Genomic DNA, 26,929 nt, shown 5'->3' on the forward strand with positions numbered 1-26,929 from the left:
GAAGGTCACCGTCGATGTCTCCGGTGAGATGCTCAAGCTGAAGAACACCGTGAACACCATGGTGGACCAGCTTTCCTCGTTCGCCGACCAGGTCACCAGGATGGCGCGGGACGTGGGCACCGAGGGCCGGCTGGGCGGTCAGGCCCGGGTGGACGGGGTCAGCGGCGTCTGGAAGGACCTGACCGACTCCGTCAACTCCATGGCGGGGAACCTGACCGCGCAGGTGCGCGGTATCGCCCAGGTGACGACGGCGGTCGCGCGCGGCGATCTGTCGCAGAAGATCGAGGTGGACGCGCGCGGCGAGATCCTGGAGCTCAAGAACACCATCAATACGATGGTCGACCAGCTCTCCGCCTTCGCCGAGCAGGTGACCCGGGTCGCCCGTGAGGTGGGTACGGACGGCCGGCTGGGCGGTCAGGCGCAGGTGCCCGGTGTGGCGGGTGTGTGGCGCGATCTGACCGACTCGGTGAACGGTATGGCGGGCAATCTGACCGCCCAGGTGCGGAATATCGCGCAGGTCGCCACGGCGGTCGCGCGCGGTGACCTCTCCCAGAAGATCGATGTCGATGCGCGCGGCGAGATCCTGGAGCTCAAGAACACCCTGAACACGATGGTCGACCAGCTCTCGTCCTTCGCGGAGGAGGTCACCAGGGTCGCCCGCGAGGTGGGCACCGAGGGCCAGTTGGGCGGTCAGGCCGAGGTGCAGGGCGTCTCCGGGACGTGGAAGGACCTCACCCAGTCCGTCAACAGCATGGCCAACAACCTGACGTCCCAGGTGCGTTCGATCGCGGAGGTGACGACGGCGGTCGCCAAGGGCGATCTGTCGAAGAAGATCACCGTCGATGCCAAGGGCGAGATCCTGGAGCTGGTCACCACCGTGAACACGATGGTGGATCAGCTCTCCTCGTTCGCCGAGCAGGTGACCCGGGTGGCCCGTGAGGTGGGCACCGAGGGGCAGTTGGGCGGTCAGGCGCGGGTTCCGGGCGTGACCGGTATCTGGAAGGACCTGAGCAACAACGTCAACCTGATGGCCAACAACCTGACCATTCAGGTGCGGAACATCTCTCAGGTCTCGGCCGCGGTCGCCAACGGCGATCTGACGAAGAAGGTGACGGTCGAGGCGCGCGGCGAGGTCGCGGCGCTGGCCGACACCGTCAACACGATGGTGACGACGCTGTCCTCGTTCGCCGACGAGGTCACCCGGGTGGCCCGCGAGGTGGGCACGGACGGCATCCTGGGCGGCCAGGCGCGGGTGCCCGGCGTCTCGGGTACGTGGAAGGACCTCACCGAGTCCGTGAACTCGATGGCGTCCAACCTGACCGGACAGGTCCGCAACATCGCCATGGTCACCACGGCCATCGCCCAGGGTGATCTGACCAAGAAGATCGACATCGAGGCGCGTGGCGAGATCCTCGAGCTGAAGACGACCATCAACACGATGGTGGACCAGCTCTCGTCGTTCGCCGACCAGGTGACCCGGGTGGCCCGCGAGGTGGGCACCGAGGGGCAGTTGGGCGGCCAGGCGCGGGTGCGGGACGTGGCCGGCACCTGGAAGGACCTGACCGAGTCGGTGAACGAGATGGCCGGCAACCTGACCCGTCAGGTGCGCGCCATCGCCGAGGTCGCCACCGCGGTGACCCGCGGCGATCTCAACCTCAAGATCGATGTGGACGCCTCGGGCGAGATCCAGGTCCTCCAGGACCACATCAACACCATGATCGCCAACCTGCGCGAGACGACGCTCGCCAACAAGGAGCAGGACTGGCTCAAGGGCAACCTCGCCCGGATCTCCGGTCTCATGCAGGGACGGCGCGACCTGGAGGACGTCGCCCGGCTGATCATGAGCGAGCTGACCCCGGTGGTCTCCGCCCAGCACGGCGCGTTCTTCCTGGCCGTACCGCCGGGTGAGGGCACCGAGGTGGTCGCGGACAGCACCTCCGACGACGGCTACGAACTGCTGCTGGTGGGTTCCTACGGCTACACCCTCGGCTCGATGCCCACGCGCTTCAAGGCCGGTGAGACGCTGATCGGGACGGTGGCCGAGGAGAAGCGCCCGATCCTGGTGGAGAACGTGCCACCGGGCTATCTCAAGATCGCCTCGGGGCTCGGCGAGGCGGCTCCGGCCCATGTGATCGTGTTGCCGGTGCTCTTCGAGGGTCAGTTGCTGGGCGTGATCGAGCTGGCCTCGTTCCAGCCCTTCGCCCAGATCCAGAAGGACTTCCTCAACCAGATCGCCGAGATGATCGGCACCAGCGTCAACACCATCAGCGTCAACACCAAGACCGAGGTGCTGCTGAAGCAGTCGCAGGAGCTGACCGAGCAGCTTCGCGAGCGGTCGGCGGAGCTGGAGAACCGGCAGAAGGCCCTTCAGGCGTCCAACGCGGAGCTGGAGGAGAAGTCCGAGCGGCTGGCCCGCCAGAACCGCGACATCGAGGTCAAGAACACCGAGATCGAGGAAGCCCGGCAGGTGCTCGAGGAGCGCGCCGAGCAGCTCGCGGTCTCGATGCGCTACAAGAGCGAGTTCCTGGCGAACATGTCGCATGAGCTGCGCACACCGCTCAACTCGCTGCTGATCCTCGCCAAGCTGCTCGCCGACAACGCCGACGGCAATCTCTCGCCGAAGCAGGTGGAGTTCGCCGAGACCATCCACGGCGCGGGCTCGGACCTGCTCCAGCTCATCAACGACATCCTGGACCTGTCGAAGGTCGAGGCGGGCAAGATGGACGTCAGCCCGACCCGTATCGCCCTGGTCCAGCTCGTCGACTATGTGGAGGCCACCTTCCGGCCGCTGACCGCGGAGAAGGGCCTGGACTTCTCCGTAAGGGTGTCACCGGAGCTTCCGGCGACGCTGCACACCGACGAGCAGCGGCTGCTCCAGGTGCTGCGCAACCTGCTGTCCAACGCGGTGAAGTTCACCGACAGCGGCGCCGTGGAGCTGGTCATCCGGCCGGCGGGCGCGGATGTGCCGCACGCCATCCGGGAGCAGTTGCTGGAGCACGGTGCCCTGCGCGACGCGGACTCCGACATGATCGCCTTCTCGGTCACCGACACCGGTATCGGCATCGCGGCCAGCAAGATGCGAGTGATCTTCGAGGCGTTCAAGCAGGCCGACGGCACCACCAGCCGGAAGTACGGCGGCACCGGGCTCGGCCTGTCCATCAGCCGGGAGATCGCCCGGCTGCTCGGCGGCGAGATCCACGCGGCCAGCGAACCGGGCCGCGGCTCGACCTTCACGCTCTATCTGCCGCTGCACCCCAGCGAGCTGCCGCCGCAGGGCTACCCGCAGCTCGCCCCGAGCAGCTCGGGGCCGGGCCCGCTGGCGCTCGCGGCGCTCCCCAGCGGCGTGCAGGAGAGCGCGGAGGACGGGGCCGTCGCGGAGCGGGAGGGCGCACAGGACGTCTCCGGCGCTTCCTCGGCGGCGCGCGGCCGAGGCGGCTCCGGGCTGTTCCGGCGGCGCCAGCGGGCCGAGCAGGAGGCGTCGCGGGCGGATGAGGAGCAGGCGCCGCCGCAGGCGGAGCTGAGCGCCCGCTCGTCCGCCCGCCGCCCGGGACGGCAGCCGCAGGCCCCCGAGCCATGGCTGCTGGGCGGCCAGGACCTGGTGGTGCCGGAGCCGGTGAGCGGCTTCCACGGCGAGAAGGTGCTGATCGTCGACGACGACATCCGTAATGTCTTCGCGCTGACCAGCGTGCTGGAGCAGCACGGGCTACAGGTCCTGTACGCGGAGAACGGCCGGGAGGGCATCGAGGTCCTGGAGCAGCACGACGACGTCGTGCTCGTCCTGATGGACATCATGATGCCGGAGATGGACGGCTACGCTACGACGGCCGCGATCCGCAGGATGCCCCAGTTCGCCGGGCTGCCGATCATCGCCCTCACCGCGAAGGCGATGAAGGGCGACCGGGAGAAGAGCATCGAAGCGGGCGCGTCGGACTACGTCACCAAGCCGGTCGACACCGATCATCTCCTTACAGTGATGGAGCACTGGATGTCGACTGAGTGACCCGCGGCACGCCCGGGGCGGCCGTGGTGTTGACTGAGTGTCGCCGAACACGTGTGGGAACGCGGTATTCGGGGAACCTTCTGGTCTCCCGCCGCGTTTCTGCTACGTGCACAGTGACATCGCGGTGACAGGGTGTGGCGAACAGCGGGGTGCGGCTACCATGACCGGCACAAGGACGGGCGGCGCAAGGGAGTCGTCCCCTGGGGCGGCGCCCGGTGCTTCCCCCAGCTCTTCGAGCTGGGGAGACCCCAAGCCGGGACGAGGAGGACGGGGCATGGTGCAGAAGGCCAAGATCCTCCTGGTCGATGACCGGCCGGAGAATCTGCTGGCGCTGGAGGCCATTCTCTCCGCGCTCGATCAGACCCTGGTGCGGGCATCGTCAGGGGAGGAAGCGCTCAAGGCGCTGTTGACGGACGACTTCGCGGTGATTCTGCTGGACGTCCAGATGCCGGGCATGGACGGGTTCGAGACCGCGGCGCACATCAAGCGCCGGGAGCGGACCCGCGACATCCCGATCATTTTCCTCACCGCGATCAACCACGGCCCGCACCACACCTTCCGGGGCTATGCGGCCGGCGCGGTGGACTACATCTCCAAACCCTTCGACCCCTGGGTGCTCAGAGCCAAGGTCTCGGTCTTCGTGGATCTGTACATGAAGAACTGCCAACTGCGGGAGCAGGCATCGCTGCTGCGGTTGCAGTTGGAGGGCGGTCACCCCGCCGCCGGTGAGGCCAAGGAGTCGGCGGGGCTGCTCGCGGAGCTGTCCGCGCGGCTCGCCGCCGTCGAGGAGCAGGCCGAGGCGCTCTCCAAGCAGCTTGACGAGTCGGCCGATGCGGCCGCCGTGGCCACCGCGGCCCATCTGGAGCGCAAGCTGACCGGTCTGCGGCGGGCGCTGGACGCGCTGGAGCCGGGGGCGGGCAGCGGGGCCGGCCAGGTCCCCTCGCAGAACTGAGCGGTCGCCCCACCGTCACCGTCGGTCGGTCATCGCCGACCGGTCACCCGCACTTTGACGCGCCGTCACGGTCGCCTCACCGCCCCGACGGTGCAGCGGCACCGGTGTGACGTCCGGGGCGCCTGATACCCCCGCCATGCGTGCTCCGTACGGCGGACGCGGGTAATCTCGCCCCCATGGCCTCTCGTACGTCCGGCAAGGGTTCCCAAAGCACCGCGGGCACCTCGAAGAAGCGCGCCGGGCAGTCCGGAGGCGCCGCGAAGAAGACGGCCGCCAAGAAGGCGCCCGCGAAGAAGGCACCCGCCAAGAAGTCCGCCGCGCCCGCGAAGAAGGCCGCGGCGAAGAAGGCGGCACCCCCTCCCGCACCGAATCCCACCAGCGGCGTGTACCGCGCCGTGCGCGCCGTGTGGATGGGCATGGCGCGCGCCGTCGCGGCGATGTTCCGCGGCATAGGACGCGGCGCCAAGGGACTCGACCCCGCCCACCGTAAGGACGGCAGCGCCCTGCTGCTGCTCGCCCTCGCCCTGATCGTCGCGGCGGGCACCTGGTCCAGCCTGGACGGGCCGGTAGGCAGTCTGGTCGAGATGCTGGTCACCGGCGCCTTCGGCCGCCTCGACCTGGTGGTGCCGATACTGCTGGGCACCATCGCCGCCCGGCTGATCCTCCACCCGGAGCGGCCGGAGGCCAACGGCCGGATCGTCATCGGGCTCTCGGCGCTCGTCATCGGTGTCCTGGGGCAGGTCCACATCGCCTGCGGCGCCCCGGGGCGCGGCCAGGGCACCGAGGCGATACAGGACGCGGGCGGCCTGATCGGCTGGGCGGTGTCCCGGCCGCTGATCTACCTGATGGGCGACGTGCTGGCCGTACCGCTGCTGGTGCTGCTCACCGTCTTCGGACTGCTGGTGGTCACCGCGACGCCGGTCGCCGCCATTCCGCAGCGGCTGCGGCAGCTTGGCGTCCGGCTCGGCCTGGTGCGGGACGAGGGGGACGCGTACGCATCGGAGGCCGGGTACGACACGGGGGAGTACGCCGACGAATGGCGCGAGACGCCCGCCAGACGGGCTCGCAGGACCTCGCTCGCCAAAGAGGACCCGGACGGTGCGGGAGCCCCGGAGCGGGCCGAGGAGGAGGCGCTGCGCAAGCGCCGGCGCTCGCGCCGCTCGTCGTCCGTCCAACCGCCGCTCGACCGGCCCATGGACGCCGTGGACGTGGCGGCCGCGGCCGCCGCCTCGCTGGACGGGGCCGTGCTGCACGGTGTGCAGCCCTCGCCGCTCGTGGCCGGGCTCAGCAGCGGGCTTTCGGGCGAGCGTGAGGACGGGGCCGCGAGCGGCGGGGTGCCGGTCGCGCGCGACGCCGACAAGGAGTCCGGGAAGAGCGGCGCCAGGGGCAAGGCGGCGGACGGTAAGGGCCGTACGGAGGGAGCCGGCGAGGCGGACCCGGCCCGGGTCCCCGACCTCACCCGGCCCGCGACCGAGACGAGCGAACCGCTGCCGCCGCGCGCCGAGCAGCTCCAGCTCTCCGGCGACATCACCTACTCGCTGCCCTCGCTCGAGCTGCTGGAGCGCGGCGGGCCCGGCAAGACGCGCAGCGCGGCCAACGACGCGGTCGTGGACTCGCTGACGAAGGTGTTCACGGAGTTCAAGGTGGACGCCGCCGTCACCGGCTTCACCCGCGGCCCGACGGTCACCCGCTATGTGGTGGAACTGGGCCCGGCGGTCAAGGTCGAGCGGATCACCGCGCTGACCAAGAACATCGCCTACGCGGTCGCCAGCCCCGATGTGCGGATCATCAGCCCGATCCCCGGCAAGTCGGCGGTCGGCATCGAAATCCCCAACAGCGACCGCGAGATGGTCAACCTGGGCGATGTGCTGCGCTCGGCGGATTCCGTCGGCGACGACCATCCGATGCTCGTCGGGCTGGGCAAGGACGTCGAGGGCGGCTATGTGGCGGCCAATCTGGCCAGCATGCCGCATGTGCTGGTGGCGGGCGCGACCGGTTCCGGCAAGTCGTCCTGCATCAACTGCCTGATCACGTCGGTGATGGTCCGTGCCACGCCGGACGATGTGCGGATGGTGCTGGTGGACCCCAAGCGCGTGGAGCTGACCGCCTACGAGGGCATTCCGCATCTGATCACACCGATCATCACCAACCCCAAGCGCGCCGCCGAGGCGCTCCAGTGGGTCGTCCGCGAGATGGATCTTCGCTATGACGACCTCGCGGCGTACGGCTTCCGCCATATCGACGACTTCAACGCGGCGGTCCGCAAGGGCAAGGTGAAGCAGCCCGAGGGGAGCGAGCGGGAGCTCAAGCCGTATCCGTATCTGCTGGTGATCGTCGACGAGCTGGCCGATTTGATGATGGTCGCACCGCGGGATGTCGAGGACTCGATCGTGCGGATCACGCAGCTCGCGCGAGCGGCCGGTATCCACCTGGTGCTGGCCACCCAGCGGCCCTCGGTGGACGTCGTCACGGGTCTGATCAAGGCCAATGTGCCCTCACGGCTCGCCTTCGCCACCTCCTCGCTGGCCGACAGCCGCGTCATCCTGGACCAACCCGGCGCCGAGAAGCTGATCGGCAAGGGCGATGGCCTCTTTCTGCCGATGGGCGCGAACAAACCCACCCGGATGCAGGGCGCCTATGTCACCGAGGCCGAGGTCGAGGCGGTCGTCGCGCACTGCAAGGCGCAGATGGCGCCGGTCTTCCGCGAGGACGTGACGGTCGGGTCGGCGAAGAAGAAGGAGATCGACGAGGAGATCGGCGATGATCTCGATCTGCTCTGCCAGGCCGCTGAGCTGGTGGTTTCCACCCAGTTCGGCTCGACGTCGATGTTGCAGCGCAAGCTGCGGGTGGGTTTCGCCAAGGCGGGGCGGCTGATGGATCTCATGGAGTCGCGGGGCGTCGTCGGTCCGAGCGAGGGATCCAAGGCGCGCGATGTGCTCGTCAAGCCGGATGAATTGGATGGCGTGCTCGACGTGATCCGCGGTAAGGCTCACTCATAAGGGTTTGGCGGGCAACCGTTTCCCCTACCGAAACGTCAAGTTGAGGGAGGTGGCGGAGTGAGACCCCAGAATCGTGATCGAACGGCAATCCCGATGGCGGACAAACTCCGTCCTCCCGCTTGCCCGACCCTTTCGCCCCACCCCTAGACTGAACCTCCAGCAGGTGGCTCACGCTCGAAAGGCGCCCCCGTGTCCATCGGCAACCTTCCCGAAGACGGCAACTCCCCCGAAGACGACCGGGTTTCCATCGGTCGCGCCCTCCAGCAGGCCCGTATCTCCGCGGGGCTGACCGTCGACGAGGTCAGTTCCGCCACCCGGGTGCGCACCCCCATCGTGCGGGGCATCGAGCAGGACGACTTCTCGCGCTGTGGCGGCGATGTCTACGCCCGCGGGCACATCCGTGTGCTCGCGCGCGCCGTGGGCTGCGATCCGGAGTCCCTGATCGCACAGTTCGACGCCGAACACGGCGGCCGGCCGGCGCCGACCGCGCCGGCGCCGATGTTCGAGGCCGAGCGGATCCGCCCCGATCCTCGGCGCCCCAACTGGACGGCCGCGATGGTCGCGGCGATCGTCGCCGTCGTCGGGTTCGTGGGCTTCACTCTTTTCAGGGGCGGCAACGGAGACGGCTCGACGGTCGCCGAGGACGCCGGCTCGCCCAAGCCCAGCGCCTCCGCGCCCACCAACAGCGCCGCCCCCTCCAAGCCCGCCGCCCCGCACAAGCCCGACCCGTCCGACAGCGCCATCGCGGGCGTCCCGGCGGACAAGGTCACCGTCAAGCTGACCGCCGAGGACGGCCAGAGCTGGATCTCCGCCCAGGATCACAACGGCCGGCTGATCGAGGAGGGCGTGCTGCGCGAGGGCGACTCCAAGACCTTCAGCGACAGCAGGCGCATCGACCTGGTGCTGGGCAACGCCGGGGCGATCAAGCTGTTCGTGAACGGCAAGGAAGTGAAGAACGTGGGCACCAGCGGGGCCGTCCAGCGGCTGAGCTACACCAAGGGAGACCCCGAAGCCGGCTGAGCCGCGGCAAGATCGGGAGCCCTGCCAGCGGAGGCTGTCGTGGGGACGAAGTAGTCTGACCCCATGCCCGAACGCCGCACCGTCGCCCTTGTCACCCTTGGCTGCGCCCGTAACGAGGTGGACTCGGAGGAGCTCGCAGGCCGCTTGGCGGCGGACGGCTGGGAGCTCGTCGAGGAAGCCACCGAGGCGGACGTCGCCGTCGTCAACACCTGTGGCTTCGTGGAGGCCGCCAAGAAGGACTCGGTCGACGCCCTGCTGGAGGCGAACGATCTGAAGGACCACGGCCGCACCCAGGCCGTGGTGGCCGTCGGCTGCATGGCCGAGCGGTACGGCAAGGAGCTGGCGGAGGCGCTGCCCGAGGCCGACGGGGTGCTCGGCTTCGACGACTACGCCGATATCTCCGACCGCCTGCGGACCATCCTCGCCGGTGGCGTCCACGCCTCCCACACCCCTCGCGACCGCCGCAAGCTGCTGCCGATCAGCCCGGCCGAGCGGCAGGACGCCGCCTCGGTGGCACTGCCCGGCCACGCCCAGGACACCGCGCCCGAGGATCTGCCGGAGGGGGTGGCCCCGGCCTCCGGGCCGCGGGCCCCGCTGCGCCGCAGACTGGACAGCAGCCCGGTGGCCTCGGTGAAGCTGGCCTCCGGCTGCGACCGGCGCTGCTCGTTCTGCGCCATCCCGTCCTTCCGCGGCTCCTTCATCTCGCGCCGCCCCTCCGATGTGCTGGGCGAGACCCGCTGGCTGGCCGAGCAGGGGGTGAAGGAGATCATGCTGGTCTCCGAGAACAACACCTCGTACGGCAAGGACCTCGGGGACATCCGGCTGCTGGAGACGCTGCTGCCGGAGCTGGCCGCGGTGGACGGCATCGAGCGGATCCGGGTCAGCTATCTACAGCCCGCCGAGATGCGCCCCGGGCTGATCGACGTGCTCACCTCGACCGAGAAGGTCGCGCCGTACTTCGATCTGTCCTTCCAGCACTCGGCGCCCGGGGTGCTGCGCGCCATGCGCCGCTTCGGCGACACCGACCGGTTCCTGGAGCTGCTCGAGACCATCAGAGGCAAGGCGCCGCAGGCCGGCGCCCGGTCGAACTTCATCGTCGGCTTCCCCGGCGAGACCGAGGACGACCTGGCGGAGCTGGAGCGCTTCCTCAGTGAGGCACGGTTGGACGCGATCGGCGTCTTCGGGTACTCGGACGAGGACGGCACCGAAGCGGCCGGTTATGAGAACAAGGTCGACCCCGAGGTGGTCGCCGAGCGCCTGGAGCGCGTCTCCCGGCTCGCGGAGGAGCTGACCGCCCAGCGGGCGGAGGAGCGGCTCGGCGAGGTCGTCGAGGTGCTGGTGGAGGAGATCGACGACACCGGGGCAGTCCTGGGCCGTGGCGCCCACCAGGCGCCGGAGACCGATGGCCAGACGCTGCTCAGCACCGACGGGGAGCCGGAGGTGGGCCGTATGGTCGAAGCGAAGGTGATCGCGACGGAGGGAGTGGACCTCGTCGCGGAGCCGCTTGAGCCGCTGGAGCGGCAGGGTGGCGGAGAGCCCACCGGGAAGGCGGACAGATGACGGGTGTCCCGGCCTCCGCCGCGGGAGGTCACCGCCGCCCGGCGGCCGCTGTCGGGCCCGCCGGTTTGTGGAACATCGCCAATATCCTCACCATGGTGCGGCTGCTCCTGGTGCCCGGGTTTGTGTTGTTGATGCTGCACAATGGTGGGTACGACCCGGCCTGGCGCGCCGTCGCGTGGGCGGCGTTCGCCATCGCCATGATCACCGATCTCTTCGACGGCCATCTGGCCCGCCGGTACAACCTGGTCACCGACTTCGGGAAGATCGCCGACCCGATCGCGGACAAGGCGATCATGGGCGCGGCGCTGATCTGTCTGTCGGCCCTGTCCGACCTTCCCTGGTGGGTGACGGGGGTGATCCTCTTCCGTGAGATCGGAATCACACTGATGAGGTTCTGGGTGATCCGGATCGGGGTCATTCCGGCCAGCCGGGGCGGAAAGCTGAAGACGCTCGCGCAGGGCACCGCCGTCGGGATGTACATCCTGGCGCTCACCGGGCCGCTGGCCACGCTGCGGTTCTGGGTGATGGCCGTGGCCGTGATCCTTACGGTGGTCACCGGCCTCGACTACGTCCGGCAGGCGGTCGTGCTGCGCCGGGCGGGCCGGGCGGCGGAGGAGGCCACGAGTTGAGCGGCGACGGGACGGCGGCCGAGGTGCTGGCGCTGCTGGAGCGGCGCGGGCAGACCCTGGCCGTCGCCGAATCGCTCACCGGCGGGCTGGTGGCGGCCGAGCTGACCGCTGTGGACGGCGCTTCCCGTTCCTTCCGCGGCTCGGTGACGGCGTACGCCACCGACCTCAAGCACGAGCTGCTGGGCGTGGACGGGGCACTGCTGGCCGAGCGCGGCGCGGTCGACGCCGAGGTGGCCCGGCAGATGGCCCGCGGCGTACGGCGTGCGCTGGGCACGGACTGGGGCGTGGCCACCACCGGTGTGGCCGGTCCCACACCGCAGGACGGCCAGCCCGTGGGCACCGTTCATGTGGCGGTCGCGGGGCCCTCGGAAGCGGTGGCCGCGGCGGCGCTGCGGCTCGAAGGAGACCGTGCCGGAATTCGCGGGCAGACCGTCCGCGCCACAGTCAAGCTGCTGTTCAGCGAATTGATCGCGACAGCAGGGGCAAAGGATACGGAACAACACGACGAGTTTTGATGTTTGCAGCCCTGAGTGAACACGACATCGCTCCCCGCACGGGCGCAGCCCGAGGCGGTACGGTGGGGCGTGAAGGATCCGGATCCGAGGTCCGAGGAGGGAGCCAGCGATGATTCTGCTCCGTCGCCTGCTGGGTGACGTGCTGCGCCGGCAGCGCCAGCGCCAGGGCCGTACTCTGCGCGAGGTTTCCTCCTCCGCCCGGGTGTCGCTCGGCTATCTGTCAGAGGTCGAGCGCGGCCAGAAGGAAGCCTCGTCCGAGCTGCTGTCGGCGATCTGCGACGCCCTTGAGGTGCGGATGTCGCAGGTCATGCGTGAGGTCAGCGACGAGCTGTCGCTCGCCGAACTGGCCGAGTCGGCCGCGTCCACCACCGAGAAGGTCCCGGCGCCCATGCGGCCCGTGCTCAATCCCGTCTCTGTGACGTCCGTGACGGGCGTTCCGGAGGAGCGGGTGACCATCAAGTCCCCCAAGGAAGCCGTGGACGTGGTGGCGGCCTGAGGGCCTGACCAGAGTTCTTCGAGGCCCCGGCCGGTAGCCATACCGGCCGGGGCCTGGATGTTTGTCCGGCCGGATTCGGGTCACCCCACATGAGGAGAAGTAATCAAGAGGGGCCAAACGGTCGAACAGGAGGAACCGGATGTCTGTGGTGAGGAGCCCACTGCCGGAGGAACACCTCAAGGTCGTCGCTGACGCGCTGCAAGGCGCCCTCGTCGATCTGGTCGACCTCCACCTGGTGGGCAAGCAGATCCACTGGACGGTCGTGGGCCCGCGATTCCGCACGATCCATTTGCAGCTCGACGAGGTCGTGGCGACGACCAGGGATCATGCCGACACGGTGGCGGAGCGGGCCTCGGCGCTCGGGGTGGCGCCGGACGGACGGGCTCAGACGGTCGCCGCGACCAGCGGTGTCGACACGGTCAAGGACGGCTGGACCGATGACACCCAGGCCATCCGCACGCTCGTGGACGCCCTTGGAGCGGTGATCGCGCGGATGCGGGAGCGGATCCGCGCGACCGACGAACCGGACCCGGTGACCCAGGACATTCTCATCGAGGTCACCCGTGACCTGGAGAAGCACCACTGGATGTTCCAGGCCGAGAACGGCGGCCATCGAGCCTGAGGCGCTGAGCCGGGCCTCGGGCGGGCCTGAGGCGCCGGTTGGGGCTTCGATGCGCTGAGCCGGGCCTCGGCCGTGCTGAGGCCGACCGGGTGCCGGGGTGGGCGGCAGCCCGGCATCGGAGCGGGCGATTGTGGTGGTCGGTCCGTCCCGGCGCCGGGCGATTTTCTTTTCCGCCCCCTGCGACCTGGTGTTTCGGCTCGACGGCCCGCTCTGGGTGCGCAGTTTGGCCCGGCTGGGCACACTGGGGGGATCGCGAGTGTCCGACACGCGCCGACGTGCTTCCTGTGCGCCCTCCCGCCGTATGCGAACAGGCGTCTAGCGTCGCCGAAGGAGGCAGTCATGGCAGCCGTCGGAGGGGCCGACGCCCAGGGCCTCAGGCCGGTCCGCTGGGTGCTCGCGCTCGCTCTGGGCGGAGTCTGGTGGTGGTCCGTGCTGCGGCTGGCGATACAGCCGGGAGAGGCCGGGCCGGTGGAGGGGGCGTTAGCGGTCGGCGGCTGGGGGCTGAGCCTGCTGCCGGTGCACTGCGGTCCCTCGCCCAGAAGGGGCGGTGCCCGCGGGGGAGGCCCTCCGCGTCAGGACGGGGCGGGCCCCTGCGGTCCCGCCTGGCAGCTCGGGCACCAGAAGGTCGAGCGCTCCTGACCCGCACGGCCCTGGTCGGCGGCGCGCACCGGCGTACCGCAGCGCAGACAGGGCCGCCCCGGGCGCCCGTATACCCACAGCCGGCGGTCGGGGCGTGGCTCGGCCGTGGTGACCCGGGCGCGCCGGTTCCTGTTGGCCTCCAGCAGCTTCTTGGCTTGAACGACCAGGCGCTCGGGGGAGGACACCTCGCCGATCGGCAACCAGGGCGAGACACGCAGTACGAAGCACAGCTCCGACTTGTAGACATTGCCGATCCCGGCGAGGTTCCGCTGGTCCAGCAGCGCTTCGCCCAGAGGCCGGGACGGATCGGCGAGCAGTCGGCGCAGCGCCTCGTCCGGATCCCAGTCGGGGCCGAGGAGATCGGGGCCGAGATGGCCGACGACCTTGTCCTCGTCGCCGGTGCCGAGCAGTTCGAGGACGGGGAGGCGGTAGCCGACGGCGGTATGGGCGGCGGTGGCCAGGATGGCCCGGATCTGGTGGTGCGGGCCGCCACGCCATCGCTCGCCCGGCCCGTATACCTGCCAGGATCCGTCCATCCGCAGATGGGAGTGGAGGGTCAGCCCGCCCTCGATTCGGGTCAGCAGATGCTTGCCGCGCGGGACGACCTCGAGGACCCGGCGGCCGGTGAGGTCGGCGGTCGCCAGGCGGGGGACGCGCAGGTCACTGCGGATGAGCGGAGAACCGGCGAGGGCCTGGTGAAGGCGCTGTGCGGTCTGCCAGACGGTGTCTCCTTCGGGCATGGCATCCATGATGCCGGTGGGCGCGGGCAGGTGGGAGCGCTCCGTCTCCGTCCGGTGCGGAGCCCCCGCCTGATCAAGGGCGCCACGAGGGGCGCTCCATGGTGCCGAGGGCCTCGCTTGCTGGTCAGGGGCGCAGCCGGAAGCCCCGCGGGGTGGGGTGGAAGCCCGCCGATTCCAGGAGTCTGCCGATCGGGGACGAGAGCGCCTGGACGCCATTGACGCGCTCGACGGTGACGGAGCCGAGCGCACCCGCGCGGGCGGACTCGGCCAGCGACTCCACCGCCGTCCACAGCCGGGCGTCGTCCTCGGGGGAGGCGGCCTCGGCCTCGCCCGAGGGCCAGGCGAGCAGGGTCTTGCCGCCCCGCTCCATGTGGAGCGCCAGCTCTCCGTCGACGAGCACCACCATCGCCCCCGCCTTACGGCCCGGCCGGTGGCCCGCGTCCGCGGGCGGATCGGGCCAGGGAAGCGCGGCGCCATAGGCATTGGCGGGGTCGGCCGAGGCGAGCACGAAGGCGCGCCGGGACTGCCCCCGCTGTCCGTCGAAGGCGGGGGCCGCCGTGCGGTCGCGGGCCGTGCTGACGGCGCGCAGCCGGTCCACCGCGCCGTCCATCGCGAACTGGGCGGCGCCGAGACCCTCGACCACATAGCCCCGGCGCGCCTGGCCGGTCTCCTCGAAGGCGGACAGCACCCGGTAGGCGGCGGAGAAGCCGCCCTCGACCCCCTCGGCGGCGACCGCCCCGCGGGTGACCACGCCGTGCCGGTCGAGCAGGGTGCGGGCCAGGGCGTGGGCGCGGTGGGTGGGCTCGGGCTCGCGCTCCGGCAGCAGGGACCAGCGCCCGGCGACGGTGGGCGGGCCGTTACGGGATGCCGTGGGCCGGCCGGTGCGGCCCGTAAGGCCGCCGTAGCGCCCCCGGGGGACCGCGCGCTTGGCGCGATGGGCGGTGGAGCCCGCCGTACGACCCGAGCCCAGCAGGGAGCGCAGCGGGGCCAGGGTGTCGCCGGTGACCCGGCCGGACCAGACCAGGTCCCACAGGGCCTCGGCGAGCTGGGGGTCCTGGAACTCGTGCCCGGCGGCGCGGGCCTGCTCGGCGATCTGGCGGAAGAACAGCCCGTACCCCCCGGCCAGGGAGTCGAGGACGGCCTGGTGGAGGGGGCCCGCCTCAAGGGGGTGCGGGGTGTGGAGCAGCAGCGGGGCGGTGTCGGCCAGGTGCAGGGTGACCCAGCCGTCCTTCCCCGGCAGCGCTCCCGCCCCGGCCCAGACGACCTCCCCGGAGGCGGCGAGCTCGTCGAGCATCGTCGGCGCGTAGTCGCTCACCCGGGACGGCAGGACCAGCTTCTCCAGGGCGGAGGCGGGCACGGGCGCCCCCTGGAGCTGCTCGATCGCGCGCACCAGCCCGTCGATACCGCGCAGGCTATGGGTGCCCAGATGCTGCCACTGCGGGAGAAACGCGGCGAGCGCCGAGGGCGGCACGGGCTCCAGCTCATGGCGCAGCGCGGCCAGGGAGCGGCGGCGCAGCCTGCGCAGCACGGTGGCGTCGCACCATTCCTGGCCCACCTCCAGGAAAGAGGTCGCGCGAAGCGCATCGTCAGAAGGGTGGTGGTGGGTGACGGGTGGGCGGAACTCGCCCTGGACGAGGCGGCCGTCGGCGGCCAGGCGGTGCAGGGCGCCCTCCGTGACGGCCACGCCGAGGCCGAAGCGGGCGGCGGCCTGCGCCGAGGTGAACGGGCCGTGGGTGCGGGCATAGCGGGCCAGCAGATCGCCCAGGGGGTCCTTGACCGGTTCGGTGAATGCCTCGGGGACGCCGACCGGCAGGGCCGTACCGAGTGCGTCCCGCAGCCGTCCCGCGTCCTCCACCGCGGCCCAGTGGTCCTCGCCCGCGATCCGGACCCGGATGGCGCGCCGGGCCCCGGCCAGATCCTCGGCCCATCCGGGCTCGGCACCGCGCTCGGCCAACTGGGCGGCGGTGAGCGGGCCGAGCAGCCGCAGGACGTCGGCGACGCCCTCGGCGTCCTTGATCCGGCGGTCCTCGGTGAGCCACTGAAGCTCGTGCTCCAGCTCGGCCAGGACGTCGGCGTCGAGCAGCTCGCGCAGCTCGGCCTGGCCCAGGAGCTCGCCCAGCAGCCGCGCGTCGAGGGAGAGGGCGGCTGCGCGGCGCTCGGCGAGCGGGGAGTCGCCCTCGTAGAGGAACTGCGCCACATAGCCGAAGAGCAGCGAGCGGGCGAAGGGGGACGGCTCGGGGGTGGTCACCTCCACCAGCCGGACCCGGCGGGCCTCGATATCGCCCATCAGCTCGGTGAGACCGGGGACGTCGAAGACGTCCTGGAGGCATTCGCGGACGGCTTCGAGGACGATCGGGAAGGAGCCGAACTCGCTCGCCACCTGGAGGAGCTGCGCGGCGCGCTGGCGCTGCTGCCACAGCGGGGTGCGCTTGCCGGGGTCGCGGCGGGGCAGCAGCAGCGCGCGGGCGGCGCATTCGCGGAACCGGGAGGCGAACAGCGCAGAGCCGCCGACCTGGTCGGTGACGATCTGGTTGATCTCGCCCTTGTCGAAGGCGACATCGGCCGCGCCCACCGGGGACTGATCGGTGTCGTACTCCGTGCCCTGGCGCATCGGGTCGGCGTCGAGGAGGTCGAGACCCATCAGATCGGCGTCGGGCAGCCGCAGCACGATGCCGTCGTCGGCGTGCATGACCTGGGCGTCGATGCCGTACCGCTCGGACAGGCGGGAGCCCAGGGCGAGCGCCCAGGGGGCGTGGACCTGCGCGCCGAAGGGGGAGTGGACCACCACCCGCCAGTCGCCCAGCTCATCGCGGAACCGCTCCACCACGATCGTGCGGTCGTCCGGCACATGCCCGCAGGCGCGGCGCTGCTCGTCCAGATACCCGATGACGTTCTCGGCGGCCCAGGCGTCCAGACCGGCGGCCAGCAGCCGCAGACGGGCGTCCTCGGGCTTCAACGCGCCCACCTCGCGCAGGAACGCGCCCAGGGCGCGGCCCAGCTCCAGAGGCCGGCCGAGCTGGTCGCCCTTCCAGAAGGGCAGCCGGCCGGGGACGCCGGGGGCGGGGGTGACCAGGACCCGGTCGCGGGTGATGTCCTCGATCCGCCATGAGGTGGTGCCCAGGGTGAACACATCGCCCACCCGCGACTCGTAGACCATCTCCTCGTCCAGCTCCCCGACCCTGCCGCCGCCCTTCTTCGGGTCCGCGCCCGCCAGGAAGACGCCGAACAGGCCCCGGTCGGGGATGGTGCCGCCGGAGGTCACCGCGAGCCGCTGCGCCCCGGGGCGGCCGGTGACCGTATGGGCCACGCGGTCCCACACCAGGCGCGGCCGCAGCTCCGCGAAGACGTCGGAGGGATAGCGGCCCGCGAGCATGTCGAGGACCGAGGTGTACGCCGACTCCGGGAGCGCGGCGAACGGCGCGGCGCGGCGGATCAGGGCCAGGAGCTCGTCCACGTCCCAGGTGTCCATGGCGGTGATGGCGATGAGCTGCTGGGCGAGCACGTCCAGCGGGTTGGCGGGCACCCGCAGCGATTCGATGGCCCCCTCGCGCATCCGCTCGGTGACCACCGCGGCCTGCACCAGATCCCCGCGGTACTTCGGGAAGACGACGCCGGTGGAGACCGCGCCCACCTGGTGGCCGGCCCGGCCCACCCGTTGCAGACCGGAGGCCACCGAGGGCGGTGACTCGACCTGGACGACCAGGTCGACCGCGCCCATGTCGATGCCGAGCTCCAGGCTTGAGGTGGCGACGACGGCGGGCAGCCGGCCGGCCTTGAGGTCCTCCTCGACCAGCGCCCGCTGCTCCTTGGAGACCGAGCCGTGGTGCGCGCGGGCCAGCAGCGGGGGCGCGCCGCGGGCCGCACCGGCCTCGGCCATCAGCTCGGCGGGGGAGTGGTCCTCGGGCAGGGCCTCACCGGTGGCCCGCTCGTAGGCGATCTCGTTCAGCCGGTTGCACAGTCGCTCGGCCAGCCGGCGGGAGTTGGCGAAGACGATGGTGGAGCGATGGGCCTGGACGAGATCGGTGATCCGCTCCTCCACATGGGGCCAGATCGACGGCCGCTCGCCCGCCTCGCCCTCCTGGGCGGGGGAGCCGCCCAACTCGCCCAGATCCTCCACCGGCACGACCACCGACAGGTCGAACTCCTTGCCCGACGGCGGCTGGACGATCTCCACCTTGCGCCGCGGCGACAGGAACCGCGCCACCTCGTCCACCGGCCGCACGGTCGCGGACAGGCCGATGCGCCGGGCGGGGCGGTCGAGCAGCTCGTCGAGGCGCTCCAGGGAGAGCGCGAGATGGGCGCCCCGCTTCGTCCCCGCGACGGCGTGGACCTCGTCCAGGATCACGGTCTCCACCCCGCGCAGCGCCTCCCGGGTGGCGGAGGTGAGCATCAGGAACAGCGACTCGGGGGTGGTGATGAGGATGTCCGGCGGGCGGGTGGCCAGCGCGCGGCGCTCGGCGGCCGGGGTGTCGCCCGAGCGGGTGCCCACCCGGATCTGTGGCTCGGGTCTGCCCAGCCGCACCGCCTCCTGGCGGATACCGGTCAGCGGGCTGCGGAGATTGCGCTCGACATCCACCGCCAGGGCCTTCAGCGGGGAGACATACAGCACCCGGCAGCGCTTCTTCGCCTCGGCGGGCGGCGGCTCACCGGCCAGCCTGTCGAGCGCCGCCAGGAAGGCGGCCAGGGTCTTGCCCGAGCCGGTGGGGGCGACGACCAGGACGTCCGAGCCCTCGCCGATCGCCCGCCACGCACCCTCCTGCGCGGGCGTGGGCGCGGTGAAGGCGCCCGTGAACCATCCGCGGGTGGCCGGGGAGAATGCGTCGAGCGCCGAGCCTGCCATGCCCTCCATCGTGCACCGGACCACTGACAATGGACGGAGTCGCAGGTCAGCGGGGGCCAGGGCGGGGCGCACAATGGTGCCATGGGAAACCGGGAGAGCGCGCGGCACTGGCGGTACCCCCAGCTTCCGGGCGTCGATCTGCTGCGGGCCCGCTATATCCACAAGACCTTCGTATGGCACACCCATGAGTCCTTCGTGATCGCCGCGATCACCGAGGGCGTCGAGGAGTTCCACCACCGCGGCGCAGTCGAGCGCACCGGGCCCGGCGGGGTCGCGCTCATCAACCCGGAGGTACCGCACACCGGGCGGGCCGGGGCGCCCGAGGGGTGGGCGTACAGCGTGCTGTACCCGGCCGCGGACCTGGTCGCCGGTGTCGCCGCCGAGACGACCACGCTCCGCGGTACGGCCGGATTCCGGGTCCCCTCCGTCGACGACCCCCAGGGCGCGCGGCTGGTCACCGCGGTGCACCGGGCCGCCGAGGAGGGCAACGCGCTGGCCGCCGACAGCCTGCTGCGCATCGCCCTTGCCCGGCTGCTGCGCGACCATGGCGGCCCGCTCCCCGAGCGCGCGGCGCGGACCGCGGGTGCGCGAAGGGCGGCGCGCGCCCGCGCGATCCTCCAGGAGCGCATGGCCGACCCGCCGTCCCTGGAACGGCTGGCGGCCGAGCTGGAAACCGGTCCCTTCGCCCTGCTGCGCGCCTTCCGCGCCGCCTACGGGATGCCGCCGCACACCTGGCTCACCGACGCCCGGGTCCGCCGGGCCCGGCTGCTGCTGGACGCCGGGACCGCGCCCGCCGAGGCGGCCGTCGCCGTCGGCTTCACCGACCAGTCCCATCTGAACCGTCACTTCACCCGCAACGTGGGGGTGCCACCGGGCGCCTACCGGCGGGAGCGCGCAAGAACGTACAAGACCGGATCCGAAGCGCTCTCCTAATGTGCGCGGTGTGTCAGAACAGATAGAGATGCGAACCGATTCCGCCGCACCTCCGGCGGACTCGGCCGTTGTCCGCGACGCCCTGGGCGTCGGTGTCGCCGTGGGGCTCTCCGGTTTCGCCTTCGGGGTGACGTCGGCGGGCGCCGGGCTCGGCCTGCTCCAGACCTGTGCGCTCAGCCTGCTCGTCTTCACCGGGGCGTCGCAGTTCGCCCTCGTGGGCGCGCTGGCAGCGGGCGGCAATCCGTTCACCGCCGCCGCCGGGGCGTTCTTCCTCGGAGTGCGCAACGCCTTCTACGGGCTGCGGCTGTCCGGACTCCTCGGGCTGCCGCGCGCGGTGCGCCCCCTGGCCGCCCACTGGGTCATCGACGAGACCTCCGCCGTCACCCTCGCCCAGCCCGACCGGCGCACCGCGCGTCTCGGGTTCACCATCACCGGGCTGACGCTGTACGTCCTGTGGAACCTCACCACGCTGATCGGCGCCCTGGGTGCGTCCGCGCTCGGCGACACCGACGCCTGGGGCCTGGACGCCGCCGGGCCCGCCGTCTTCCTCGCCCTGCTGGCCCCCATGCTCAGCGGCACCGTCGAGCGTGCGGTGGCCGGTCTCGGCGTCCTGCTGGTGCTCCTGTGTCAGCCGGTGCTGCCCGCCGGGGTCCCGGTCCTGGTGGCGGCACTCGCCGCCCCCGTCGTCCTTACGGTGCACGGGCGGATGTCGCGCGGCACGGAGCCCGGTGAGCGCCGATGACCATCTGGATCGCCATCGGCGCCACCGCGGTGGGCTGCTATCTCGTCAAGCTGCTGGGCCTCTCGGTGCCCGCCGGGGTCCTGGAACGCCCGCTCGTCAGGCGGCTGGCCGCGCTGCTGCCCGTGGCCCTGCTCGCCGCCCTCACCGCCCAGCAGACCTTCAGCGACGGGCAGCACCTCCTCCTGGACGCGAGGGCGGCCGGGGTGGGGGCGGCGGCGCTCGCGCTGGTGCTCCGCGCCCCCTTCCTGGTGGTGGTCGCCGTGGCCGTCGTCGTCACGGCCGGTGTCCGGGCCCTGTGACCGCCGCGGACGCCCGCGCTCAGATCCGCCGTCCATAGGCCCGCAGCGTCAGCAGCGCCTCGACGGTCGCCACCGACCGCCACTCCAGCGAGGCCCCAGGCGCCCATGGGCGCCGGTGCGGCGGCCAGCCGCCGTCCTCCTGCTGCGCGGCCACGAGCACGTCCAGGGACCGCTCCAGCTCGGCGTCGGTGAACCAGCGGCGTGCCAGCGAGCCGGGCGTACGGGCGATGTCGTGCACCTGGAGGGGCTCACCGGGGCACTGCCCCTGCGGCACGGGGCGGTCCTCGGCGCGCTCGGGGGCGGCCGGCGGCACGATCAGCCGCTCCTCCCGCACCCGGCGGCCGAGCCGCTCGGCCGCCGCCTCGGCGCGTGCCCGGTCCGGCGCCCCGTCGAGGAAGGTGACGGCCGCCGCGACCTCGTACGGACGCGTCGTCGCGCCGCTCTCCCCCAGGGCGGCGACTGCCGCCCAGCAGAAGTCCGTGGCCCGGAAGAGCCACGCATGCCACACCTCGTTACGGTGCAGCAGCCCCACCACCGGCCCGGTGGTCAGCAGATCACTGCGCGGATCGTCCCCCGACGGGACCCAGGGGGCCGCCGGATAGCCGCGCAGCGAGGGGTGGCAGACGGGCAGCGCGCCGTCCGGGGTGGACACGGACGTCAGATAGCGGCACAGGCGCTCCACCCGCTGCCCGCCGCAGCGCCCGATCCCATCGAGCACCCGTAAGGCGTGCACGACATGCAGCGGCTGGCTCACCGGGCCGCGCAGATCCGGCTCCAGCGCATGGCCGTAGCCCCCGTCGGTCCCCAGATACGCGGCCAGCGCGGTCTCGACCGCCTCGGCGCCGCCGCCCAGGAAGTGATACGCGAATCTGCGCTGCTCCAGCACCCGGGCGGTCAGCCAGACGAACCGCTCGGCGCGGGCGAGCGCGGAGGACTCGGCCGGCTGCGCCGGCTCGGCGGACCCGGGAGTGGGCAGGGCGGGCGAGGAGGGGAGGCTTGCGGATCGATCCATGGACAGACCGTAGGCCGCGGGACACGGTCGGTAGGGGGCTCACGCCTGGGTGCACCCCCGGGAGCGCGATACTGGTCACATGCGGTTGACGGACTTCTGGCAGCGAATGGCGGATCACTTCGGCGAGACGTACGCCGACTCCTTCGCGCGCGATCATGTGATGTCGCAACTCGGCGGCCGGACGGTGCACGAGGCGCTGACGGACGGCTGGGAGGCCAAGGACGTCTGGCGCGCGGTCTGCGCCGCGATGGAGATCCCCGAGAGCAGGCGCTGAGCGGCCCTCCGGCCGCTCCGGGTGCACCGGCTTCCCGGGGTGGCCGGATTTCTTCGTCAGGTGTACGCCACACTTGCTCCGTGGCCCCGACCGAAGAGACCCTCCCCTCCGACGCCGACGACACCCCGAGCGCCGCTCGGGCCTCCTCGGATTCCCCGCGACCCGACGCGCGCATGCCGCGCTGGCTGCCGCGCGCCATGGTGCTCGCACTCGCGCTGGTGGCCTGTTACCGCCTTGCGACCTGGGCCTTCGATCAGCTCACCGGACTGCTGCTGAACATCCTGATCGCGTTCTTCCTGGCGCTCGCGATCGAACCGGCCGTGGACCGGATGGCCGCCCGCGGCATGCGCCGAGGGCTGGCCACGGGGCTGGTCTTTCTCGCCATCCTCATCGGCACCGCGGGCTTCTTCACCCTGCTCGGCTCGATGCTCGCCGACCAGATCATCACCATGGTCCAGGACTTCCCGCAGTACCTCGACAATGTCGTCAGGTGGATCAACGACACGTTCCACACCCATCTGTCGCGGCTGGAGATCCAGGACAGCCTGGTGCACTCCGACTGGCTCCAGAGCTACGTCAAGAACAGCGCCGACAATGTGCTGGACGTCTCCGCACAGGTGCTCGGCGGGTTGTTCAAGACGCTGACGGTGGTCCTGTTCGCCTTCTACTTCGCCGCCGACGGGCCCCGGCTGCGCCGCGCCCTGTGCTCGGTGCTGCCGCCGACCCGGCAGGTCGAGGTGTTGCGCGCCTGGGAGATCGCGGTCGCCAAGACCGGCGGCTACATCTACTCCCGCGGGCTGATGGCGCTGATCTCCGGTATCGCCCACTACATCCTGCTGGAGGCCCTGGGCGTGCCCTACGCCCCGGCGCTCGCCGTCTGGGTGGGACTGATCTCGCAGTTCATCCCGACCATCGGCACCTATCTGGCCGGGGCCCTGCCGATGCTGATCGCGTTCACCGTCGACCCCTGGTACGCGCTGTGGGTCCTGGTCTTCGTCGTGATCTACCAGCAGTTCGAGAACTATCTGCTCCAGCCGAGGATCACCGCCAGGACGGTGGACATCCACCCGGCCGTCTCCTTCGGATCGGTGATAGCCGGCACCGCGCTGCTGGGCGCGGTGGGCGCGCTGATCGCGATTCCGGCGACCGCGACGCTCCAGGCGTTCCTCGGCGCGTACATCAAGCGCTATGACGTGACCGACGATCTGCGGGTGCACGGGCGCGCGCGGCGGCGCGGCATGTCGGCCCTCGCGCGGATGCGCGCCGCGCTGGTGCGGCGTAGTTGACACAAAAATCGAACATCCATTCTTATGGGGGTCCGGCAGGTTATCCACAGGCCGAGGACGTCTGGGTCGCTTGTCAGTGGCAGGCGCTAGCGTCATGGACGTGAAGCGATCGACTCAAGCAAACCGGGTGGGACCCATGGCAGGAACCGACCGCGAGAAGGCGCTCGACGCCGCGCTCGCACAGATTGAACGGCAATTCGGCAAGGGCGCCGTGATGCGCATGGGCGATCGGCCAAACGAGCCGGTCGAGGTCATCCCCACCGGGTCGACCGCTCTCGATGTCGCCCTCGGTGTCGGAGGTCTGCCGCGCGGCCGGGTGGTCGAGGTCTACGGCCCTGAGTCCTCCGGTAAGACGACCCTGACCCTGCACGCGGTGGCCAATGCCCAACGGGCCGGCGGCACCGTCGCCTTCGTGGACGCCGAGCACGCCCTCGACCCGGACTACGCGCAGAAGCTGGGCGTGGACACCGACTCCCTGATCCTGTCCCAGCCGGACAACGGCGAGCAGGCGCTCGAGATCGTGGACATGCTGGTCCGCTCCGGCGCCCTCGACCTCATCGTCATCGACTCCGTCGCCGCCCTGGTGCCGCGCGCGGAGATCGAGGGCGAGATGGGCGACTCCCACGTCGGCCTCCAGGCCCGGCTGATGAGCCAGGCGCTCCGTAAGATCACCAGCGCGCTCAACCAGTCCAAGACCACCGCGATCTTCATCAACCAGCTCCGCGAGAAGATCGGCGTGATGTTCGGCTCCCCGGAGACCACGACCGGTGGCCGGGCGCTCAAGTTCTACGCATCGGTGCGCATCGACATCCGCCGCATCGAGACCCTCAAGGACGGCACCGACGCGGTCGGCAACCGCACTCGCGTCAAGGTCGTCAAGAACAAGGTCGCGCCGCCCTTCAAGCAGGCCGAGTTCGACATCCTCTACGGCCAGGGCATCAGCCGCGAGGGCGGTCTGATCGACATGGGCGTCGAGCACGGCTTCGTCCGCAAGTCCGGTGCCTGGTACACCTACGAGGGCGACCAGCTCGGTCAGGGCAAGGAGAACGCCCGCAACTTCCTGAAGGACAACCCCGATCTCGCCAATGAGATCGAGCGGAAGATCAAGGAAAAGCTCGGCATCGGAGTCAGGCCCCAGGATCCGGCGGCGGCACCCACCGGGGACGCGGCTGGTGCCGCGGGCGTGACCGACGCCGCACCGGCGAAGGCCGTGGCCGCCCCGGCGGCCAAGACCGGGGCGAAGGCGGCCAAGACCGCCGCGGCCAAGAGCTGATCCATGACACGGCGGACCGAATGGCCGGAGGGCTCGGGCCGTCCGGAGCGCCCGGACCGTCCGGACAGCGGCGCTCCCTCCTTGTCGAGGGCCGAGCAGGGGCCGCCGCACGGCCCGGAGGAGCAGGCGCGGGCGATCTGCCTGCGCCTGCTCACCGGGACCCCGCGCACTCGTAAGCAGCTCGCGGACGCGCTGCGCACCCGGGGCATCCCCGATGATGCGGCGCAGGAGGTGCTCTCCCGGTTCGAGGGCGTCGGCCTGATCGACGACGCGGCGTTTGCCGAGGCATGGGTGGAGTCCCGGCACCACAGCCGGGGGCTCGCCCGGCGGGCGCTCGCCCGTGAGCTGCGTACCAAGGGCGTGGACTCCGCCCTGATCGACGAAGCCGTGGGACAGCTCGACGCCGATCAGGAGGAGCGCACGGCGCAGGAGCTGGTCGAGCGCAAGCTGAGGGCCACCCGTGGCCTCGACCGGGAGAAGCGGATCCGCCGTCTCGCCGGGATGCTGGCCCGCAAGGGTTACTCCGAGGGGCTGGCGCTGCGGGTGGTGCGGCGTGCGCTGGAGGAGGAGGGAGAGGACCCGGAGCTCCTGGAGCATCACATCCCTGACCTCTGAGCCCCAGCGGCTCCGTCGCGGAGGGGCTGTGACGGGGAGGGGCTGTGACGGGGCTCGGGTCAATCCGGCGAAGCCGGTTACCGAGAAAGAGCGATGTCCCGGCCGTGCACCCGAGCCCGGTGGCGCTAGTGCACCGGGAGGCCCGCCGCGCGCCACGCCTGGAAGCCGCCGATGAGATCGGTCGCCCGCTCCAGGCCCAGTTGACGCAGCGAGACCGCGGCGAAGCTGGACGCGTAGCCCTCGTTGCACACCACCACGACCCGCAGATCGTGATGGGTTGCCTCCGGCAGCCGGTGGTCGCACTGCGGGTCGAGCCGCCACTCCAGCTCGTTCCGCTCGACGATCAGCGCCCCCGGGATGGTGCCGTCGCGCTCCCGCAGCGCCGCGTACCGTATGTCCACCAGCAGCGCGCCCTGAACCTGCGCCGCCGCGGCATCGAGCGGCTCCAGCCGGTCGAGCCCCTCGCGGGCCTCGGCCAGCAGCTCGTCCACGCTCCGCTTGGTCGTGCCCATCGCGTTCATCCCCACTCCTCGGGCCGCTCGACCTGCTCCAGCCGCAGCGTGTGACCGGTGCGGCTGTAGCGCCGCATGAGCGGCAGCGGCGGATAGTAGGCGTGCACCGACACCGCATGCTCGGTATCGGACGGATTGATCACCTCATGCACATGATGCGGTCCGAAGGCCCGGCCCTGCCCGGCGGGCAACCGCCGCTCACGGTCCACATCGTCGGCCAGCTCAAGGGTCTTCCAGCCCTCGGTTGGGAGGCGCGCGGTGAGTGACTGCTCGTTGAGCTCACCCGCCGCCGCGACGAAGGCGCCATGGGAGCCGCCGTGGTCGTGCCAGCCGGTGCCGGTGCCCGGAGGCCAGCCGATCAGCCAGGCTTCGCTGCCGCCGGGCCCGTCGAGGCGCAGCCAGGTGCGGCCCTCCGGGTCGAGCGGAAGCGAGGCGACGAGTTCGGCGTCGGCGGCGGTGCGGCGGGCGAAGTCGAGCAGCTCCGTTGCGCTGGGCGGAGCGGCCGGGCCGGATGCCGGGTCCGTGATGACGTCCGTGGAGGGGCGCACGGGACCGGAGGTGGAAGTGCGTACGTCGGGCACAGAGAACCGTCCTGAGTGATCGCGAAAGGGGCGCGGCCGCACCGCGCGGGAAAGAAAGGCGGATCAACAGGACGGACGACAGACACAGCCCGCGTAGCGGACCAGGTCCAGATGGACCCTCCGCCAGAAGCGAGGCAAGCAGGTGTCAGTCACGCTGCGAAGTGAATCATGTGCCGGAAAGGAAGGTCAACCTCACCGGCTCGCGCCCGGACCACGCACGCCCTGACACGCACCGTACGCCCGGACGCCGACCGCACGTCCGGACGCGGACCGTACGCCCGGATGCGGGCCGTACGCCCGGACGCGGGCCGGGCGCGCGGAAACCGCCGCACGCCCGGGCGCGACCCCGGCGCGGTCTCGGTGTTCGAGCCCGCGCTACCGCCGCGCGCT

The 26,929-nt window shown here is 71.4% G+C and carries 23 protein-coding genes; 17 read left to right on the forward strand and 6 right to left on the reverse strand.

Annotated features, from left to right (window positions below; all coding sequences use genetic code 11):
* The 10 genes from KN815_RS22280 to KN815_RS22325 all read left to right on the forward strand — a co-directional run.
* On the forward strand, positions 1-4,000 hold a 4,000-nt coding region (locus tag KN815_RS22280), incomplete at its 5' end, for a HAMP domain-containing hybrid sensor histidine kinase/response regulator (RefSeq protein WP_216343701.1).
* A 274-nt stretch (positions 4,001-4,274) separates the two neighbouring features.
* Entirely contained in the window at positions 4,275-4,952 is a 678-nt protein-coding gene (locus KN815_RS22285) for a response regulator (RefSeq protein ID WP_216343702.1), read from the forward strand.
* A gap of 176 nt (positions 4,953-5,128) precedes the next feature.
* The gene (locus KN815_RS22290; protein WP_216343703.1) at positions 5,129-7,951 is read left to right on the forward strand and encodes a DNA translocase FtsK; all 2,823 of its coding nucleotides are present in this window, start codon (positions 5,129-5,131) and stop codon (positions 7,949-7,951) included.
* Between the two features lie 189 nt (positions 7,952-8,140).
* The gene (locus KN815_RS22295) at positions 8,141-8,971 is read left to right on the forward strand and encodes a helix-turn-helix domain-containing protein (RefSeq protein WP_216343704.1); all 831 of its coding nucleotides are present in this window, start codon (positions 8,141-8,143) and stop codon (positions 8,969-8,971) included.
* A 63-nt stretch (positions 8,972-9,034) separates the two neighbouring features.
* Positions 9,035-10,531 carry a 30S ribosomal protein S12 methylthiotransferase RimO gene (rimO, locus tag KN815_RS22300; RefSeq protein ID WP_119991701.1) on the forward strand — a complete coding sequence of 499 codons (1,497 nt, stop codon included), beginning with the start codon at positions 9,035-9,037 and terminating at the stop codon, positions 10,529-10,531.
* On the forward strand, positions 10,528-11,160 hold the full coding sequence (pgsA, locus tag KN815_RS22305) for a CDP-diacylglycerol--glycerol-3-phosphate 3-phosphatidyltransferase (protein ID WP_216343705.1): 633 nt from the start codon (positions 10,528-10,530) through the stop codon (positions 11,158-11,160). Before rimO ends, pgsA begins: the two co-directional genes overlap by 4 nt.
* A complete protein-coding gene (locus KN815_RS22310) occupies positions 11,157-11,675 on the forward strand; it encodes a CinA family protein (protein ID WP_216343706.1) in 519 nt (172 codons plus the stop codon). Before pgsA ends, KN815_RS22310 begins: the two co-directional genes overlap by 4 nt.
* A gap of 109 nt (positions 11,676-11,784) precedes the next feature.
* Entirely contained in the window at positions 11,785-12,171 is a 387-nt protein-coding gene (locus KN815_RS22315; protein ID WP_014055327.1) for a helix-turn-helix domain-containing protein, read from the forward strand.
* Positions 12,172-12,310: 139 nt separating this feature from the next.
* Complete coding sequence (locus KN815_RS22320; RefSeq protein WP_216343707.1) at positions 12,311-12,793, forward strand: Dps family protein; 483 nt, start codon at positions 12,311-12,313, stop codon at positions 12,791-12,793.
* 339 nt (positions 12,794-13,132) lie between these two features.
* Complete coding sequence (locus KN815_RS22325) at positions 13,133-13,432, forward strand: hypothetical protein (RefSeq protein WP_216343708.1); 300 nt, start codon at positions 13,133-13,135, stop codon at positions 13,430-13,432.
* Here KN815_RS22325 and KN815_RS22330 read toward each other — a convergent pair.
* Entirely contained in the window at positions 13,366-14,172 is an 807-nt protein-coding gene (locus tag KN815_RS22330; protein ID WP_216343709.1) for an Fpg/Nei family DNA glycosylase, read from the reverse strand. The genes KN815_RS22325 and KN815_RS22330 overlap by 67 nt on opposite strands.
* Before the next feature lie 124 nt (positions 14,173-14,296).
* Positions 14,297-19,012, reverse strand: coding sequence for an ATP-dependent helicase (locus KN815_RS22335; RefSeq protein ID WP_216343710.1), 4,716 nt, complete (start codon positions 19,010-19,012; stop codon positions 14,297-14,299).
* A gap of 81 nt (positions 19,013-19,093) precedes the next feature.
* Between KN815_RS22335 and KN815_RS22340 the strand changes: the two genes are divergently transcribed.
* The 3 genes from KN815_RS22340 to KN815_RS22350 are packed head-to-tail and all read left to right on the forward strand — an operon-like array spanning position 19,094 to position 20,986.
* Positions 19,094-19,945, forward strand: a complete 852-nt coding sequence (locus tag KN815_RS22340; RefSeq protein WP_216343711.1) for an AraC family transcriptional regulator — start codon at positions 19,094-19,096, stop codon at positions 19,943-19,945.
* Positions 19,946-19,973: 28 nt separating this feature from the next.
* Positions 19,974-20,687 (forward strand): AzlC family ABC transporter permease, encoded by a 714-nt coding sequence (locus tag KN815_RS22345; RefSeq protein ID WP_216343712.1) that lies wholly within the window; start codon positions 19,974-19,976, stop codon positions 20,685-20,687.
* On the forward strand, positions 20,684-20,986 hold the full coding sequence (locus KN815_RS22350) for an AzlD domain-containing protein (RefSeq protein ID WP_216343713.1): 303 nt from the start codon (positions 20,684-20,686) through the stop codon (positions 20,984-20,986). The genes KN815_RS22345 and KN815_RS22350 overlap by 4 nt, the downstream gene beginning before the upstream one ends.
* A 19-nt stretch (positions 20,987-21,005) precedes the next feature.
* On the opposite strand, the gene KN815_RS22355 is transcribed toward KN815_RS22350, so the two are convergent.
* The gene (locus KN815_RS22355; RefSeq protein ID WP_216343714.1) at positions 21,006-21,998 is read right to left on the reverse strand and encodes a hypothetical protein; all 993 of its coding nucleotides are present in this window, start codon (positions 21,996-21,998) and stop codon (positions 21,006-21,008) included.
* A 79-nt stretch (positions 21,999-22,077) separates the two neighbouring features.
* On the opposite strand from KN815_RS22355, the gene KN815_RS22360 reads away from it, so the two are divergent.
* From KN815_RS22360 to recX, 4 genes are all read left to right on the forward strand, one after another.
* On the forward strand, positions 22,078-22,272 hold the full coding sequence (locus KN815_RS22360; protein WP_216343715.1) for a DUF3046 domain-containing protein: 195 nt from the start codon (positions 22,078-22,080) through the stop codon (positions 22,270-22,272).
* An 80-nt stretch (positions 22,273-22,352) separates the two neighbouring features.
* Entirely contained in the window at positions 22,353-23,558 is a 1,206-nt protein-coding gene (locus KN815_RS22365) for an AI-2E family transporter (RefSeq protein ID WP_216343716.1), read from the forward strand.
* A gap of 136 nt (positions 23,559-23,694) precedes the next feature.
* Complete coding sequence (recA, locus tag KN815_RS22370) at positions 23,695-24,831, forward strand: recombinase RecA (RefSeq protein ID WP_216343717.1); 1,137 nt, start codon at positions 23,695-23,697, stop codon at positions 24,829-24,831.
* 3 nt (positions 24,832-24,834) lie between these two features.
* Positions 24,835-25,446 carry a recombination regulator RecX gene (gene recX / locus KN815_RS22375; RefSeq protein WP_216343718.1) on the forward strand — a complete coding sequence of 204 codons (612 nt, stop codon included), beginning with the start codon at positions 24,835-24,837 and terminating at the stop codon, positions 25,444-25,446.
* A gap of 125 nt (positions 25,447-25,571) precedes the next feature.
* Here the strand turns inward: recX and KN815_RS22380 are convergent, their stop codons facing one another.
* The 3 genes from KN815_RS22380 to KN815_RS52245 all read right to left on the reverse strand — a co-directional run bounded on the left by KN815_RS22380 (position 25,572) and on the right by KN815_RS52245 (position 26,692).
* Entirely contained in the window at positions 25,572-25,967 is a 396-nt protein-coding gene (locus KN815_RS22380; protein WP_216343719.1) for a rhodanese-like domain-containing protein, read from the reverse strand.
* Positions 25,964-26,485, reverse strand: a complete 522-nt coding sequence (locus KN815_RS22385; RefSeq protein WP_216343720.1) for a cupin domain-containing protein — start codon at positions 26,483-26,485, stop codon at positions 25,964-25,966. The genes KN815_RS22380 and KN815_RS22385 overlap by 4 nt, the downstream gene beginning before the upstream one ends.
* 117 nt (positions 26,486-26,602) lie before the next feature.
* Positions 26,603-26,692 (reverse strand): putative leader peptide, encoded by a 90-nt coding sequence (locus KN815_RS52245; protein WP_309471148.1) that lies wholly within the window; start codon positions 26,690-26,692, stop codon positions 26,603-26,605.
* Positions 26,693-26,929 lie beyond the last annotated feature (237 nt).

Source organism: Streptomyces niphimycinicus (genome assembly GCF_018883605.1).
Taxonomy (GTDB): Bacteria; Actinomycetota; Actinomycetes; order Streptomycetales; family Streptomycetaceae; genus Streptomyces; species Streptomyces niphimycinicus.

Bases quoted from the DNA above. Each gene is read 5' to 3' on its own strand.
- pgsA (WP_216343705.1), top strand. From the start codon at position 10,528: ATGACGGGTGTCCCGGCCTCCGCCGCGGGAGGTCACCGCCGCCCGGCG.
- KN815_RS22285 (WP_216343702.1), top strand. From the start codon at position 4,275: ATGGTGCAGAAGGCCAAGATCCTCCTGGTCGATGACCGGCCGGAGAAT.
- KN815_RS22320 (WP_216343707.1), top strand. From the start codon at position 12,311: ATGTCTGTGGTGAGGAGCCCACTGCCGGAGGAACACCTCAAGGTCGTC.
- KN815_RS22380 (WP_216343719.1), bottom strand. From the start codon at position 25,967: ATGAACGCGATGGGCACGACCAAGCGGAGCGTGGACGAGCTGCTGGCC.
- KN815_RS22340 (WP_216343711.1), top strand. From the start codon at position 19,094: ATGGGAAACCGGGAGAGCGCGCGGCACTGGCGGTACCCCCAGCTTCCG.
- KN815_RS22355 (WP_216343714.1), bottom strand. From the start codon at position 21,998: ATGGATCGATCCGCAAGCCTCCCCTCCTCGCCCGCCCTGCCCACTCCC.
- KN815_RS22350 (WP_216343713.1), top strand. From the start codon at position 20,684: ATGACCATCTGGATCGCCATCGGCGCCACCGCGGTGGGCTGCTATCTC.
- KN815_RS22335 (WP_216343710.1), bottom strand. From the start codon at position 19,012: ATGGCAGGCTCGGCGCTCGACGCATTCTCCCCGGCCACCCGCGGATGG.
- KN815_RS22325 (WP_216343708.1), top strand. From the start codon at position 13,133: ATGGCAGCCGTCGGAGGGGCCGACGCCCAGGGCCTCAGGCCGGTCCGC.
- rimO (WP_119991701.1), top strand. From the start codon at position 9,035: ATGCCCGAACGCCGCACCGTCGCCCTTGTCACCCTTGGCTGCGCCCGT.
- recX (WP_216343718.1), top strand. From the start codon at position 24,835: ATGACACGGCGGACCGAATGGCCGGAGGGCTCGGGCCGTCCGGAGCGC.
- KN815_RS22315 (WP_014055327.1), top strand. From the start codon at position 11,785: ATGATTCTGCTCCGTCGCCTGCTGGGTGACGTGCTGCGCCGGCAGCGC.
- KN815_RS22330 (WP_216343709.1), bottom strand. From the start codon at position 14,172: ATGCCCGAAGGAGACACCGTCTGGCAGACCGCACAGCGCCTTCACCAG.
- recA (WP_216343717.1), top strand. From the start codon at position 23,695: ATGGCAGGAACCGACCGCGAGAAGGCGCTCGACGCCGCGCTCGCACAG.
- KN815_RS22345 (WP_216343712.1), top strand. From the start codon at position 19,974: ATGCGAACCGATTCCGCCGCACCTCCGGCGGACTCGGCCGTTGTCCGC.
- KN815_RS22290 (WP_216343703.1), top strand. From the start codon at position 5,129: ATGGCCTCTCGTACGTCCGGCAAGGGTTCCCAAAGCACCGCGGGCACC.
- KN815_RS22360 (WP_216343715.1), top strand. From the start codon at position 22,078: ATGCGGTTGACGGACTTCTGGCAGCGAATGGCGGATCACTTCGGCGAG.